Source organism: Caulobacter zeae (assembly GCF_002858925.1).
Classification (GTDB): Bacteria; Pseudomonadota; Alphaproteobacteria; order Caulobacterales; family Caulobacteraceae; genus Caulobacter; species Caulobacter zeae.
The window spans coordinates 141,094-154,905 of sequence record NZ_PJRS01000011.1 but is presented as its reverse complement, the minus strand read 5'-3'; the positions used below and the strand labels follow the sequence as shown (position 1 = coordinate 154,905).

Here is a 13,812-nt window from a genome sequence, read left to right as displayed (position 1 = left end):
TCGCAACCGCCACTGTTATCAATCTTGCGCCGCGATCGCCCCCGACCCGCCGCGCCAGCCAGGAGCCAGACCATGAGCACCGTTGCGGTGACCGACGCCACCTTCGAACAAGACGTCCTGCAAGCCGAGGGCCCCGTGCTCGTCGACTTCTGGGCCACGTGGTGCGGCCCGTGCAAGCAGATCGCCCCGGCCCTGGAGCAGATCTCCGAAGAGCTCGCCGACCAGGTCGTGGTCGCCAAGATCGACATCGACGAAAACCAGATGACCCCCGCCCGTTACGGCGTGCGCGGCATCCCGACCATGATGCTGTTCCGCGGCGGCCAGATGACTTCGATGAAGGTCGGCGCCATGCCCAAGAGCAAGATCGTCGAGTGGCTGGCCGAAGCCGGCGTCAAGCAGACCGCCTAAAGCGGCCTCGCCTCGAAAAGCAGAAGCCCCGGCCTTTCGGCCGGGGCTTTCTCATTTGGGCTCTCGTCCTGTCTCCGAGGCGTACTTGCCGCTCTGGAGCAGAGGCCAGGCCTCTTCGTAGGGCATGACCTTCTCGTGCTTCGATCGCCAATGGGCGTCGACGCCATCCCAGCCATTGCCTTTGAAGACAAGGCCGCACTCAGGACATACCTTCCGGGCGCGGGCCTCAGCCACCCTTGACGATTTCCGGCAGCGACTTGCCGCTGATGTTGCTGCGGGCCGCGCCGCAGACCTGGGTGGCCACGGCGCGGGCCGTGGCGTCGGTGCGCCGCAGCTTCTGGTCATGGCCGCCGATCAGGCTGAAGTCCCCGTCATAGACGCGCACGGCGTTGATCTGCTCGCCCGTCCGGCCGCAGTCGATCCGCGAGGAGATCTCGGTGTAGCTCGACTTGTCCTCCGGCCACACGAAGTAGCGGACCAGGGCGACCTTGCCCTCGCGCTGGATCGAGCCGACATCCACGGCGATGTTCTGGCGGCCGGCGGGCGCGGGGCGGATGCTGCGGCGCTCCGGGCTGTAGAGCCCCGCCGGGTAGGTCATGCTGACGCCGCCGTCGGACAGGGCGCTGATCGGCAGCTGGGCCGACAGGTTGGTGATCTTGCTGACCCGCCAGTCCTGCTGGGGCCACTCCTGGGCCGCGGCCGGGGCGACGAACGACAGGGCGGCCAGGCCGGCGAGGATCATCTTCATGGGGTCACTTCCTCCAACGCTTTTGGCGACGCTAGGCCCGCAACCCTGAGTGCGCAACACCCTCGGCAAGGTTGCGGCGCCTAGAAGCCCCGCAATTCCCCCCAGGCCTCGAAATCGTCCCGCCTTGATCGCCAGGCGTTCACCGGCGCGGCCTCGTCGGCCACGCCCAGCGCCATGCCGGAGAACACCATGTGGTCGTCGGGCAGGCCCAGGAACTCGGCAGAGAGGGCGCCGTAGGCCGACCAGAACTCCTGGGCGCAGGTGGCCAGGCCTCGTTCGGTGGCCAGCAGCATCACCGTCTGCATGTACATGCCCAGATCCGACCACTGCGGCGGGCCAAGGTTGCGGTCGATGGAGAAGAACAGGCCCACCGGCGCCCCGAAAAACTCGGCGTTGCGGGCGAACTGCCGCAGGCGGCCGATCTTGTCCTCGCGCGGGATTTCCAGCGCCCCGTAGAGGTCCTCGCCCACCTGGAAGCGGCGGCTGCGGAACGGCTCCCAGAGATTGGCCGGATAGACCGCGTACTGCGCCTCGTCGGGCGAGCCCAGGCGCGCGGCGACCCTGGCCTTGAAGTCGGCGAGCACGTCGCCGGCGACGGCGTGCACCTTCCACGGCTGAAGATTGCCGCCCGAGGGCGCGCGGGCGGCGGCCTCGAGTATGGCTCGCACCGTTTCACCGGGCACCGGGTCGGCCTTGAACGCCCGCGCCGAGAACCGTTCGGCCACCGCTTTCGAAACACTCATCGCATCCGGCATAAAGCGCTCCCTAACCAACGCGCCCTATCGCGAGACAGGGCGTCGATCGTTGGCTAGCATCGCGCCGCTAGGTCAAGGCAAGGGGCGTCGGGTTTGAAGGTTCTGCTGCGCAACATCTTCCTGGCGCTGTTCATCGTGCTGGTGGCCGGACCGATCCTGGCGGTGCTGGTCTATCGCTTCGTGCCCGTGCCGGCGACGCCGCTGATGGTCATCCGCGCCGTCGAGGGCAAGGGCTGGGACCACCGCTGGCGGCCGCTGAGCAAGGTCTCGCCCAGCCTGCCGCGCGCCCTGATCGCCGCCGAGGACGCCCGTTTCTGCGAGCACCACGGCTTCGACGTCGAGGCCCTGCAGAAGGCCTACGAGAACAACGAGAAGGGCAAGAAGGTGCGCGGCGGCTCGACCATCAGCCAGCAGACCGCCAAGAACGTCTTCCTGTGGCCGGACCGCTCCTACCTGCGCAAGGGCCTGGAGGCCTGGTTCACGGTGCTGATCGAGATCGGCTGGGGCAAGCAGCGGATCATGGAGGTCTATCTGAACTCCATCGAGTTCGGCCCCGGCATCTACGGCGCCGAGGCCGCCGCCCAGCGCTATTTCGGCGTCAGCGCCGCCAAGCTGACGCCCGCCCAGTCGGCGCGGCTGGCGGCGATCCTGCCCAGCCCCCTGAAGTGGAAGGCGGTCAAGCCCGGCCGCTACGTCCAGAAGCGCTCGCGCCGGATCGGCGCGGCCTCGGGCACGGTGCGCCGCGACGGGCTCGAAGCCTGCGTGATCTGAGGAACCGCCCCTTATCCTTCGACGGGCTCGGGATGAGGGCTACTGAACGACATTCGAAAACCTCTTCCTGAGCCTGTCGAAGGACGAGGGTTTCGCACAACGGGAGGAAACGACAATGGCCATCGCCCCCGGTCCGACGCTTGAGACCGCCCGCCTGATCCTGCGCCCGACCGCCGCCCATGACCTCGACGGCTGGGCGCAATTGATGGGCGACGCCGAGGCCGCCCAGTACATCGGCGGCTATCAGACCCGCGAGGCCGCCTGGCGCGGCATGGCCTGCATGGCCGGCTCGTGGGCGATCAACGGCTTTGGCATGTTCTCGCTGGTCGCCAAGGACACCGGCCTGTGGGTGGGCCGCATCGGCCCGTGGCGTCCGGAAGGCTGGCCCGGCACGGAAGTCGGTTGGGGCCTGCTGCGCAGCGCCTGGGGCAAGGGCTACGCCGTCGAGGCCGCCCAGGCCGCGATCGACTGGGCCTTCGACCACCTGGGCTGGGACGAGGTGATCCACTGCATCCACCCCGAGAATACGCCCTCCCAGCAGGTGGCCGCGCGGCTGGGCTCAAGGAACCGGGGGGCGCACCCGCTGCCCGCGCCGTACCAGGACCTGCCGAATGACGTCTGGGGGCAGACCAGGGCGGAGTGGAAGAGGCGGTGATCTTCACTCCTCCCCCGCAAGCGGGGGAGGGGGACCACGAAGTGGTGGAGGGGGCGAGACTGGGCTCAGAGGATGCGGTCGCCCCCTCCGTCACGCTGCGTATCCACAGCGCGCCACCTCCCCCGTCTCACGGGGGAGGAGTTGGGAGCGGCTGACTTCCAATTCAGCGACAGCTGAAAACGTCCCCCCTCCGGCCCTCCGGGCCACCTCCCCCAGAGGGGGAGGATCTATTGGCGTCGGCTCCAGGAAGATGCTCCCCCTCTGGGGGAGCTGTCGCGGAGCGACTGAGGGGGTCTGCTCGCCCCCTAAACCTTCGGCCGCCAGTCTTCCGGGGCCAGCTCGAAGCCCTCGAACCTGAACCCCGGCGCCACGGTGCAGCCGACCAGGGTCCAGGCCCCCAGCGACACCGCCGTCTGCCACCAGCCGACCGGCACCACCACCTGCGGGCGGCAGCCGGCGCGGAGATCCGGGCCAAGCGTGTGGGGCGTGGCGCCGACGCCGTCGGGCGGCGACAGGGTCAGGCGGATCGGGGCGCCGGCGTACCAGTGCCAGACCTCGACCGCGTCGATGCGGTGCCAGGCCGACATCTGCTCGGCCTCCAGCAGGTAATAGATCGCCGTCGAAGCCGGGCGCCCCTCGGCGTTGGGCGCATCCTCGAACATCCGCACGTACCAGCCGCCCTCGGGGTGGGGCTGCATGTTCAGCAGGCGCACGATCTCCTTCGCGCCCAGATCGCCCGAAATCCCCGCAACGCTCATCGTACTCATCCCTTGAAACTGTCCTTGGCCGCGCGGATCTCGGCGAAGGCCTGGGCGGGCGCAAGGCCCGGCCGCAGCGCCGGGGCGCGCAGGAACGGATTGGTGGCCTTCTCCAGGCCGATGGTGGTGGGCACGGTGGCCTCGCCGCGCTCACGGGCGGCGAACACCTGGTCGGTGCGGGCCTTCAGAGCCGGATCGCTGTCGACCGACAGGGCGAAGCGGGCGTTGGAGGCGGTGTATTCGTGGGCGCAGTAGACGGTGGTGTCGTCAGGCAGGTCGGCCAGCCGCGACAGCGACGCCCACATCTGCTCGGGATCGCCCTCGAACATCCGGCCGCAGCCCAGGGCGAACAGGGTGTCGCCGACGAAGGCCACGCCGTCGGCCGCATCGTGATAGGCCACATGCCCGAGCGTATGGCCGCCGCTGTCGATGACGAAGAACCGGGTTTCGCCCAGCTCGACCACGTCGCCGCCGGCCACCACGCGGTCGAGGGGCGCGATGCGGGTCACCTCCTGCGGGCCGACGATGGTCGCGCCGGTGGCGGCCTTGATCGCCTCGTTGCCGCCGGCGTGGTCGGGGTGCCAGTGGGTGTTGAGGATGAAGTCCAGGCCCCAGCCCAGCTTTTCCAGCTGCATCAGGATGGCGTCGGCCTCCGGCGTGTCGATGCAGGCGGTCTTCCCCGTCGTGACGTCGCGCACGAGAAAGCCGTAATTGTCGGAGAGGCAGGGGAATTGGTGGATTTGCAGCGGCATGCGATCGGCCTCGGTCACGGACGGGGGTCGGCGGGCGTGACGCGGAGGATTCGCCCGCCTACATAGATGGCCTCGACGCCCCGGAGAGACAATGCGCCGCGACGTGCTCGACCTCAGAGCCTTCTACGCCGCCCCGCTGGGCCGGGTGGCGCGGGAGATGCTCGGCCGCAAGGTGGCCGAGGCCTGGGGCGACGCCAATGGCCTGGACGTGCTGGGCCTGGGCTACGCCACGCCTTTCCTCGACGAATGCCGCGCCAAGGCCCGCCGGGTGGTGGCGGCCATGCCCGCGACGCAGGGCGTAGAGGTCTGGCCGGTGGGCGAGCGCAACCAGGCCGCCCTGGTCGAAGAGACCGCCCTGCCCTTTCCCAACGCCATGTTCGACCGGATCCTGGCCGTCCACGCGCTGGAGGAGGCCGACGACCCTTCCGCCGTGCTGCGCGAGCTGTGGCGGGTGATGGCGCCGTCGGGCCGGCTGATCGTCGCGGTGGCCTCGCGCGACGGCGTCTGGGCCCGCGCCGAGGGCACGCCCTTCGGCCACGGCCGCCCGTTCAGCCGCAGCCAGCTGGAAAGCCTGCTGCGCGAAGCCGATTTGGAGCCCGCCGGCTGGACCCGGGCGCTCTATGCGCCGCCCGCCGGCTTCACCGTGGGCTGGGCCGAGGGCTTCGAGCAGGTCGGCGCGCGCCTGTGGCCGCGGTTCGCCGGCCTGATCCTGATGGAAGCCGTCAAGCAGACCTTCGCGGTCAAGCCGCGCGGCAGCCGGGCCCGCGCCCGGGTGTTCGCCCCGGTCATGCCGCCCGCGCCCGCCGGCGTGGCGCCTGTTCGAAAGGCGCCGGGAACCGTAAGGACCGGAATACTATTGGAAGCTGTGGCGCCAGGGCCTAGCCTTGAGTCGCCGACCAAGCCGTAAACCGGCCGCGTAGAGGGGAATTCGCGCCATGAAGATGATCGTCGCCGTTATCAAGCCCAGCCGCCTGGACGCCGTGCTCGAGGCGGTCACGGAAGCCGGCGCTTCGGGCCTGACGGTGACCGAGGTGCGCGGCTACGGCCGCCAGAAGGGCAAGACCGAGGTCTATCGCGGCGCCGAGTACGAGGTGAAGCTGCTGCCGAAGGTCAAGCTCGAGATCGCCGTGCCCACCGACGTGGCCGACGCGGTGATCGAGGCCCTGCAACGCACCGCCAACACCGGCAAGATCGGCGACGGCAAGGTCTTCGTCCTCGACCTGGAACAGGCCCTGCGCATCCGCACGGGCGAGCGCGACGCCGCCGCCATCGCCGGCTGAGGCTCGAAGCCTTCCGCGTTCTGAGATGAAAACCTCGCCCTTCGACAGGCTCAGGATGAGGTTTTTCGGCCGCCGAGCGTGAAATGGTCCTCATCCTGAGCTCGTCGACGGACGAGGACCACGCAACCACCTGAGCAACCCGATCAGCTCCCTTGCAAGCGGGATGATTTAGGACAAGCCGCGGCCACAAGCGGAGCCTTAAACTGCCTCGCGCGTTTCAGGTGGCAGTACGGGCGTAGGGGCGACATGGCCGAAATCGAAACCGTCTTCTGTCCCGGCTCGACCTGCTGGCGGGTCGAGACCGCCGAACGCCTGGCGCTGTTCATCGACAACGACGAAGCCTTCGACGCGCTGAAGGCCATGCTGCTGGCGGCCAAGCATTCGATCTGGATCCTGGCCTGGGTGTTCGACCCGCTCACCCGCCTGGATCCCGACCGGGTGAAGAAGAGCCGCGACCCCGTCCACGCTGACCGCATCGGCCTTCTGCTGCGCCGTCAGGCGGCGCTGAACCCGGCGCTGGACGTGCGGGTGCTGGCCTGGGACATGCCGTTCCCGATCGCCGCCTCGCAGCTGTTCGGCCCGCAGCGGGGCGCGGCCTTCTTCGCCGGCTCCAAGGTCAAGTACCGGCTGGACAACACCCTGCCCGCCAGCGCCTGCCATCACCAGAAGGTGGTGGTGGTCGACGGCGTCACGGCCCTGGTCAGCGGCGGCGACATCGGCGTCGACCGCTGGGACACCACCGCCCACCTCGACAACGACCCGCGCCGGCGCCTGCCCACGGGCCACCACTACCCGGCCCGCCACGAGGTCGCCGCCCTGGTCGACGGGCCCGTCGCCGGGGCCCTGGCCGAGCTCTTCGCCGAGCGCTGGCGCAAGGCCACGGGCGAGACCCTCGATCCGCCCGAGCGCCCGCTGGTCGCCCCCTGGCCCGAGCACCTGGCGCCGGTGCTGCGCCGCCTGCCGGTGGCCATCGCCCGCACCCAGCCGCACTGGCGCCGCGACGCCGAGATCAACGAGTGCCTGCTGCTGCACCTGGAGATGATCCGCACCGCCCAGTGGCTGATCTATATCGAGAACCAGTACCTGACCTCGCCGATCGTGGTCGAAGCCCTGGCCGAGCGCCTGGCCGAGCCGGACGGGCCCGAGGTGGTGACGGTGGGCCCCGCGCGCAGCCCCAGCTATTTCGACCAGATCACCATGGACAGCGCCCGCACCGCGGCGCTCAACCGCCTGCGCGAGGTCGACGTCCACGGCCGCTTCTACGCCTTCAGCGCCCGCACGCCCAAGGGCGCGCCGATCATCGTCCACTCCAAGGTGGCGGTCGCCGACGACCGAGTGCTGCGGCTGGGCTCGGCCAATCTCAACAACCGATCGATCGGCCTCGACACCGAGTGCGACATCGGCTTCGAGGCCCGCGACGAGGACCAGCGCCTGGCCATCGCCGCCTTCCTGGGCCGGCTGATCGGGCACTTCCTGGGCGTCGAGACCGAGCTTGTGCTGGAAGCCTTCATCGAGCACGGCGGCCTTGGCCCCGCCATCGAGGCGCTGGACGGCAGGACCGGCCCGCGCCGGCTCGAGCCCGTGGGCGTCATGCCGCTGAAGGGCCTGAAGAAGTTCGTCGCCGACTGGAGCCTGGGCGACGCCATCGCCCCCGACGACGCCTGGCGCCCCTGGGGCCGCCGCAAGCGTCTCAAGCACGACCTGGCGAGGCTGACGGCTCCGCCGCCCCCGCCGCCGGAGCATTTGCAGCTGTAGACCAGCTCAAGCGCTCGAAGACAGATACACTCAGAGCCGCAATGCGGATTTAGTGGATTTGAACGCCAGAAATAACGTACTCCGACACGAGCAACCTCTCTCCCTCTGCCCGAAGATCGGCAATGTCTTCACCTGGATTGCTATATAAACATCCAGCCGGAAGAATTTTCAGAAAAACTTTCCTGATGCCGTCATCATTTTTCTCCTGAAACCCCATTCTATGCATGTAAATTATATCCTGGGCCGACAAAAAATCGGCACTAAAAATGGCCCCCGTCGGCATCAAAAATAGATGCGAAACATTCATTTCAAAACTCCTCGCGACATAATACCAATAGAGAAGGCGATACTTTCACTGCTGTCAAACGTTCAAAATCTGAATATTTTGAAAAATATTTCACTTCATAATCAATATAAATGTCAGACCTCGATCTCCAGGTCCACCACCAGCGGCAGGTGGTCCGAGGCCACCCGGGCCATGGCGTCGTAGGGGGAGAACACGTTCAGCGTCTTCAGGCCCTTGGTCAGGAAGACGTGGTCGATGCGCATGAACGGGAAGGTCGACGGAAAGGTCGCCGTGGGCGCCTTGGCCCAGCCGGCCGAAACGCTCTGGGCGTCGCGGGCGGCGGCCTTCAAGAGGCGATAGGTGGCCGAATAGGGCGTGGCGTTGAAGTCGCCCAGCAGCACGCCCGGCGCCTTCCAGCGGTCGGACGACATCCAGGCCTCGCCGACCAGGGCGGCGGCCTGGCGCTTCTGCTCCTGCGGGATCAGGCCCAGGTGGGTGTTGATGATCTGCACCGGCTTGTCGCCGACCATCACCTCGACCCACAGCGCCCCGCGCGGCTCCAGCCCCGGCACGGCGCGATAGAACGGCAGCGGGCCGGACTTGATCAGCTTCTCGGGCAGGTGGGTGAGGATGGCGTCGCCATAGAGCTCCTCCTCCACCGTCATGGCCGGGTGGAAGTGGAAGCCCATCTTCAGGAGTTCGGCCAAGCGGTGGGCCTGGTCGACATGGCCGGTGCGCAGCCGGCCGACGTCGAGCTCCTGCAAGGCCACGACGTCGGGCTCGTGGGCCGAGATCACCTCGGCCACGCGTTCCACGTCGAGCCTGCGGTCGCCGCCCACGCAACGGTGGACGTTGTAGGTCATCAGCCGCAGCTTCATGGGATCAGAAGATCGCCTGAAACGGCGCTCGGTTCCACACGCTCAGCGGGCGTTCCGCGGCTGAGCAGGAAAAGGCAGGTCTCCGAGCGCCAGTTCTCCAGCGCCTTGGTCGGGTCGATGGCGCGCGCCGGGCCGTTTCCGGCGAAGGCCGCGCTGGCGTCGACCCGCACGCCCAGGTCATCGGTCAGGGCCATGAAGTCGGCCAGGGTGCACAGGTGGATGTTGGGCGTCGACCACCAAGGCATGGGCAGGGCCTTGGTCTCGGGCATCCGCCCCCGGCTGATCAGCGACCAGCGCACCCGCCAATGGCCGAAATTGGGGAACGAGACGATGGCCCGGTCGGCGATGCGGAGGAGCTCGTCCAGCACGTGGCGCGGATTGCGCGTGGCCTGCAAGGTCTGGGACAGCACCGCATAGTCGAAGGTCTTGTCGGGGAAGTGGTCAAGGTCCTGGTCGGCGTCGCCCTGCACCACCGACAGCCCCCGCGCCATGCAGGCGGCCACGCCGTGGGCGCTGATCTCCAGCCCGCGGCCGTCGACCGCCTTCTCGCGGGTCAGCAGCTCCAGGAGCGCGCCCTCGCCGCAGCCGACGTCGAGCACCCGCGCGCCGGGACGGACCAGGCGCAGGATCTCGCGGAAGTCCTCGCGGATCATCATCGCGATCCTCCCCCCCTGGGGGAGGTGGCCCGGAGGGCCGGAGGGGGGCCGTTTTCAGCTTTCGAAGCGATTGCCAGGTTCCGCAACACTCCCCCCACCGATCGCTGCGCGATCGCCTCCCCCACAGGGGGAGGTTCCTTGAAATCGATCATCGCCCGATCCCCCGCTCGCGTTCCACCGACGCCATGAACCCCGTAAGCGCCGCGTCCATCACCGGTTCGTCCAGCAGGAAGGCGTCGTGGCCCTTGTCGCTGTCGATCTCGGCGAAGGCGGCGCGGCAGCCGGCGGCGGTCAGGGCGCGGACGATGTGGCGGCTTTCCGAGGTTGGATAGAGCCAGTCGCTGGTGAAGCTGAGCACGCAGAACCGCACGTCGCGGGCGGCCTTGAAGGCGTTGGCCAGCACCCCGCCATGCGGCGCGGCCAGGTCGAAATAGTCCATGGCCCGGGTGATGTAGAGATAGGAGTTGGCGTCGAAGCGGTCGACGAAACTGGCCCCCTGGTGACGCAGGTAGCTCTCGACCTGGAAGTCGGCGTCGAAGCCCCAGGACAGGCCGTCGCGTTGAAGCTCCCGCCCGAACTTGCGCTGCAAGGCCGGCTCGGAGACGTAGGTGATGTGGGCGGCCATGCGGGCCACGGCCAGGCCCTTCTCGGGCCGCGAGCCCTGGCTGGCATAGGCGCCGCCGCGCCATTCGGGATCGGCCATGATCGCCTGGCGGCCCACCTCGTGGAAGGCGATGTTCTGGGCCGAGTGGCGCGAGGTCGAGGCCACGACCACGGCGCTGAACAGCTTGTCGGGATAGTCCACCGCCCACTGCTGCACCTGCATGCCGCCCATCGAGCCGCCGACCACCGCCAGGAGGGTGTCGACGCCCAGGGCGTCGATCAGCATGGCCTGGGCCCGCACCATGTCGGCGATGGTGATGATCGGGAAAGACAGGCCGTAGGGCTCGCCGGTAGCCGGATTGATCGAGGCCGGGCCGGTGGAGCCCATGCAGCCGCCGATGACGTTGGCGCAGATCACGAAGTGCCGGGCCGGGTCAATCGGCCGGCCAGGACCGACCAGGCGCGTCCACCAGCCGGGCTTGCCGGTGGTCGGGTGGGTGGAGGCCACGTACTGGTCGCCGGTCAGGGCGTGGCAGATCAGGACGGCGTTGGTCCCATCCGCGTTCAGCGAGCCGTAGGTCTGGTAGGCCACCTCGAGGCCGCTGATCTTCGCGCCGGAATCCAGCACCAGCGGCCGGTCGGCGGGGAAGCGCCAGACACCGCCGCCGAGCGGCGCGGAAACGTCCAGATCAAGGTCGGCCATGTCGCCTTGGACCGCCTGTCGACGAAGGTGTCAACCATACGCTTTGCGCCCGGCGGCGCGCCGCTTAAGAGGAGATCGTCGCGACGGCGTTTCTCGCCATTTGCCCAGCTTTAAAACCGCTCTATGGAGAGCCGCATGGACCGGTTGATCCTGATGCGCCACGGCAAGGCCGAGCGGCACGCCGCCCAGGGCGGCGACTTCGAGCGCGCGCTCGCCGAGCGTGGCCGCCAGGACGTGGCGCTGATCGCCTCGGCCCTGGCTGCGGAAGGCCTTTCGCCCGACCTCGTCCTGGTCTCGGCCGCCCGCCGCACCCGCGAGACCTGGGAGGCCGCCGCCGTCGCCTTTCCGGGCGCGACCGCGCAGGTGCTGCGCAATCTCTATCACGCCGAGGCGCAGGAGGTGCTGGCCGCCGTGCGCGAAGCCGACGCCCCGGCCGGCACGGTGATGGTGGTCGGCCACAATCCGGGCCTGCACGATCTTTCGCTGCGTCTGGCCCAAGGGGGCCTGGCGCAGGGCGGCCCCGCCGAGGCCGGCGAGATGGCCAAGCTGCGCTCGCGCTTTCCCACCGCCACGGCGGCGGTCTTCGACATCGACGCGTCCGGCGCCCCGCGGCTGGCGCGCGTCTTCTACGCATCCGAACACGGCGGGCACGGCGGCGAATGACCCTGGTCTACAAGATCCTTCCGAAGACGCTCTGGGACGAGGCCAAGGCGGCCGGCCAGTTCACCGGCGCGCCCATCGACCACGCCGACGGCTACATCCACCTCTCCGCCGCCGACCAGGCCCAGGAGACCGCCGCCCTCTATTTCAAGGGCCAGGAAGACCTGCTGCTGGTCGGCTTCGACGCCGACGCGCTCGGCCCTGAGCTGAAGTGGGAGGCCTCGCGCGGCGGGGCCCTGTTCCCGCACCTCTTCCGCAGCCTCGATCCGTCCGAGGCGATCTCGGAAAAGCCGCTGGCGCTCGACGCCGACGGCGTGCCGCAGCTGGGTCTCTCCTGATGACCCTGCACGACATCGCCGCCCGCGCCCTGCATGCGCTGGATCCCGAAGACGCCCACGGCTGGGCGATCCGCGGCCTGAAGTGGGGCCTTGGCCCGCGCGACGGCGGCGTCGACGATCCGATCCTGGCCACCAGCGTCGCGGGCCTGCAACTGTCCAACTGCGTGGGCCTGGCCGCCGGCTTCGACAAGAACGCCGAGGTTCCCGACGCCATGCTGGCCGCCGGCTTCGGCTTCGTGGAAGCCGGTACGGTCACGCCCCTGGCCCAGGCCGGCAATCCGCGCCCGCGCCTGTTCCGCCTCACCGAGGATCAGGCGGTGATCAACCGCATGGGCTTCAACAACGAGGGGCTGGAGCCCTTCGCCGCGCGCCTGGCCGCCCGCAAGCACGCCCACGCCGACCGCCTGGGCGTGTTCGGGGCCAATATCGGGGCCAACAAGGACGCCGAAGACCGGATCGGCGACTACGTCACCGGCCTGACCCGCCTGTGGGGCCTGTCGGACTACTTCACGGTCAACATCTCCTCGCCCAACACGCCGGGCCTGCGCGCCTTGCAGACCAAGGCGGCGCTGGAGGAACTGCTGGGCCGCATCGCCGAGGCCCGGACGGGCCTGAAGAAGGACGGCGCCGACTATCCGATCTTCCTCAAGGTCGCCCCCGACCTTGAAGAGGGCGAGGTCGAGGCCATCGTCGAGACCGTGCTGGCCTGCGGCCTGGACGGGATCATCGTCTCCAACACCACCATCGCCCGGCCCGACACGCTGAAGTCGGCGCAGAAGGGCGAGGGCGGCGGGCTTTCGGGCGCGCCGTTGCTGGTCGCCTCGACCCGGGTGCTCGCCGAATTCCACGCCGCCGCCAAGGGGCGCGTGGCGCTGATCGGGGCCGGCGGCATCGCCAGCGGCGCCGACGCCCTGGCCAAGATCAAGGCCGGCGCCTGCGCGGTGCAGCTCTATTCGGCCCTGGTCTACGGCGGCCCGGGCCTGGTGGTGCGGATCAAGAAGGACCTGGCCGCCCGCCTGCGGGCCGAGGGCTTCGCCAGCGTCTCGGACGCGATCGGCGCCGCATGATCCCCGACCAGAGCCTGGCCTGGCTGCGACGCTTCGGACCGCTGGCGGTCCTGGCGCTGCTGCTCGTGGCGGCTCTGGCGTCCGGCCTGGCCGGCAAGCTCTCGATCGAAACCCTGCAGGCCGAGGGCGAGGCGTTGCAGGCCTTCGCCCATCATCACCCGCTGCAGTGCGCGCTGATCTATGTGGCGGTCTACGTCGCCACGGTGTCGGTCTCGCTGCCCGGCGCTCTGATCCTGTCGCTCAGCGCCGGCTTTTTGTTCGGACCGCTGGGCGGGTTCCTGGCCCTGATGGGCGTGACCGGCGGCTCGACCGTGGTCTATGCGGCCTGCCGCACCGCCTTCGGCGACTTCCTGCGCCGCAAGCCCGGCGCCCTGCTGACGAGGATCGAGGACGGGTTCAAGGCCGACGCCTTCTCCTACCTGCTGACCCTGCGGCTGATCCCGGCCTTCCCGCTGCTGCTGGTCAATGTCGCCTCGGGCCTGATGAAGATCCCGCTGCGCACCTACCTGCTGGCCTCGGTGCTGGGCATGGCGCCGAGCTCCTTCGTCTATGCCGGGATCGGCTCGGGCCTGGGCCACCTGTTCGCGGAAGGCGACCCGGTGACGCTGGCCACCCTGGCCTCGCCGCGCATCTACATGCCGATCATCGGGCTGGGCGTGCTGGCCCTGCTGCCGCCGCTTTGGAAGGCCGCGCGCAGGCGCCGCGTTGCCCCCGCCGCCGACGTGAAGTAACCCAGACG

The 13,812-nt window shown here is 69.1% G+C and carries 18 protein-coding genes; 10 read left to right on the top strand and 8 right to left on the bottom strand.

The features are described from left to right. Nucleotides 1–72 precede the first annotated feature (72 nt). Nucleotides 73–408 (top strand): thioredoxin, encoded by a 336-nt coding sequence (gene trxA / locus SGCZBJ_RS05450; RefSeq protein WP_101717002.1) that lies wholly within the window; start codon nucleotides 73–75, stop codon nucleotides 406–408. A 226-nt stretch (nucleotides 409–634) separates the two neighbouring features. Here the strand turns inward: trxA and SGCZBJ_RS05440 are convergent, their stop codons facing one another. Further along, complete coding sequence (locus SGCZBJ_RS05440; protein WP_101717001.1) at nucleotides 635–1,156, bottom strand: hypothetical protein; 522 nt, start codon at nucleotides 1,154–1,156, stop codon at nucleotides 635–637. An 80-nt stretch (nucleotides 1,157–1,236) separates the two neighbouring features. Then, nucleotides 1,237–1,899, bottom strand: a complete 663-nt coding sequence (locus SGCZBJ_RS05435) for a nitroreductase (RefSeq protein ID WP_101717000.1) — start codon at nucleotides 1,897–1,899, stop codon at nucleotides 1,237–1,239. A gap of 105 nt (nucleotides 1,900–2,004) precedes the next feature. Here SGCZBJ_RS05435 and mtgA point away from each other — a divergent pair, with 105 nt between their 5' ends. Together mtgA and SGCZBJ_RS05425 are read left to right on the top strand one after the other, a co-directional pair. After that, entirely contained in the window at nucleotides 2,005–2,682 is a 678-nt protein-coding gene (mtgA, locus tag SGCZBJ_RS05430; RefSeq protein ID WP_101716999.1) for a monofunctional biosynthetic peptidoglycan transglycosylase, read from the top strand. A gap of 115 nt (nucleotides 2,683–2,797) precedes the next feature. Beyond that, on the top strand, nucleotides 2,798–3,337 hold the full coding sequence (locus SGCZBJ_RS05425; RefSeq protein WP_101716998.1) for a GNAT family N-acetyltransferase: 540 nt from the start codon (nucleotides 2,798–2,800) through the stop codon (nucleotides 3,335–3,337). Between the two features lie 305 nt (nucleotides 3,338–3,642). On the opposite strand, the gene SGCZBJ_RS05415 is transcribed toward SGCZBJ_RS05425, so the two are convergent. Both SGCZBJ_RS05415 and gloB read right to left on the bottom strand, forming a co-directional pair. Beyond that, a complete protein-coding gene (locus SGCZBJ_RS05415) occupies nucleotides 3,643–4,104 on the bottom strand; it encodes a cupin domain-containing protein (RefSeq protein WP_101716997.1) in 462 nt (153 codons plus the stop codon). Continuing rightward, the gene (gloB, locus tag SGCZBJ_RS05410; protein ID WP_101717255.1) at nucleotides 4,101–4,847 is read right to left on the bottom strand and encodes a hydroxyacylglutathione hydrolase; all 747 of its coding nucleotides are present in this window, start codon (nucleotides 4,845–4,847) and stop codon (nucleotides 4,101–4,103) included. Before gloB ends, SGCZBJ_RS05415 begins: the two co-directional genes overlap by 4 nt. Before the next feature lie 91 nt (nucleotides 4,848–4,938). On the opposite strand from gloB, the gene SGCZBJ_RS05405 reads away from it, so the two are divergent. The 3 genes from SGCZBJ_RS05405 (at nucleotide 4,939) to SGCZBJ_RS05395 (ending at nucleotide 7,882) form a co-directional block, all read left to right on the top strand. Beyond that, nucleotides 4,939–5,754: a class I SAM-dependent methyltransferase gene (locus tag SGCZBJ_RS05405; RefSeq protein WP_101716996.1), complete on the top strand. Its 816-nt coding sequence runs from the start codon at nucleotides 4,939–4,941 to the stop codon at nucleotides 5,752–5,754. A 28-nt stretch (nucleotides 5,755–5,782) separates the two neighbouring features. Beyond that, nucleotides 5,783–6,127, top strand: a complete 345-nt coding sequence (locus SGCZBJ_RS05400) for a P-II family nitrogen regulator (protein WP_058348648.1) — start codon at nucleotides 5,783–5,785, stop codon at nucleotides 6,125–6,127. Between the two features lie 246 nt (nucleotides 6,128–6,373). Then, on the top strand, nucleotides 6,374–7,882 hold the full coding sequence (locus SGCZBJ_RS05395) for a phospholipase D-like domain-containing protein (RefSeq protein ID WP_101716995.1): 1,509 nt from the start codon (nucleotides 6,374–6,376) through the stop codon (nucleotides 7,880–7,882). A 49-nt stretch (nucleotides 7,883–7,931) separates the two neighbouring features. Here the strand turns inward: SGCZBJ_RS05395 and SGCZBJ_RS25365 are convergent, their stop codons facing one another. The 4 genes from SGCZBJ_RS25365 to metX form a co-directional block, all read right to left on the bottom strand. After that, on the bottom strand, nucleotides 7,932–8,189 hold the full coding sequence (locus SGCZBJ_RS25365) for a hypothetical protein (RefSeq protein WP_133149194.1): 258 nt from the start codon (nucleotides 8,187–8,189) through the stop codon (nucleotides 7,932–7,934). Between the two features lie 113 nt (nucleotides 8,190–8,302). Next, on the bottom strand, nucleotides 8,303–9,046 hold the full coding sequence (locus tag SGCZBJ_RS05390) for an endonuclease/exonuclease/phosphatase family protein (RefSeq protein WP_101716994.1): 744 nt from the start codon (nucleotides 9,044–9,046) through the stop codon (nucleotides 8,303–8,305). Continuing rightward, nucleotides 9,043–9,708, bottom strand: a complete 666-nt coding sequence (gene metW / locus SGCZBJ_RS05385) for a methionine biosynthesis protein MetW (protein ID WP_101716993.1) — start codon at nucleotides 9,706–9,708, stop codon at nucleotides 9,043–9,045. Before metW ends, SGCZBJ_RS05390 begins: the two co-directional genes overlap by 4 nt. Nucleotides 9,709–9,850: 142 nt before the next feature. Continuing rightward, nucleotides 9,851–11,008: a homoserine O-acetyltransferase MetX gene (gene metX, locus SGCZBJ_RS05380; protein WP_101716992.1), complete on the bottom strand. Its 1,158-nt coding sequence runs from the start codon at nucleotides 11,006–11,008 to the stop codon at nucleotides 9,851–9,853. A gap of 135 nt (nucleotides 11,009–11,143) precedes the next feature. Here metX and SGCZBJ_RS05375 point away from each other — a divergent pair, with 135 nt between their 5' ends. From SGCZBJ_RS05375 to SGCZBJ_RS05360, 4 genes are read left to right on the top strand one after another with little or no spacing between them, the layout of a single operon-like run. Continuing rightward, nucleotides 11,144–11,671 carry a SixA phosphatase family protein gene (locus tag SGCZBJ_RS05375; protein ID WP_101716991.1) on the top strand — a complete coding sequence of 176 codons (528 nt, stop codon included), beginning with the start codon at nucleotides 11,144–11,146 and terminating at the stop codon, nucleotides 11,669–11,671. Next, on the top strand, nucleotides 11,668–12,006 hold the full coding sequence (locus SGCZBJ_RS05370; RefSeq protein ID WP_101716990.1) for a DUF952 domain-containing protein: 339 nt from the start codon (nucleotides 11,668–11,670) through the stop codon (nucleotides 12,004–12,006). The genes SGCZBJ_RS05375 and SGCZBJ_RS05370 overlap by 4 nt, the downstream gene beginning before the upstream one ends. Beyond that, entirely contained in the window at nucleotides 12,006–13,073 is a 1,068-nt protein-coding gene (locus tag SGCZBJ_RS05365) for a quinone-dependent dihydroorotate dehydrogenase (protein ID WP_101716989.1), read from the top strand. Before SGCZBJ_RS05370 ends, SGCZBJ_RS05365 begins: the two co-directional genes overlap by 1 nt. Then, the gene (locus SGCZBJ_RS05360; RefSeq protein ID WP_101716988.1) at nucleotides 13,070–13,804 is read left to right on the top strand and encodes a TVP38/TMEM64 family protein; all 735 of its coding nucleotides are present in this window, start codon (nucleotides 13,070–13,072) and stop codon (nucleotides 13,802–13,804) included. The genes SGCZBJ_RS05365 and SGCZBJ_RS05360 overlap by 4 nt, the downstream gene beginning before the upstream one ends. Nucleotides 13,805–13,812 lie beyond the last annotated feature (8 nt).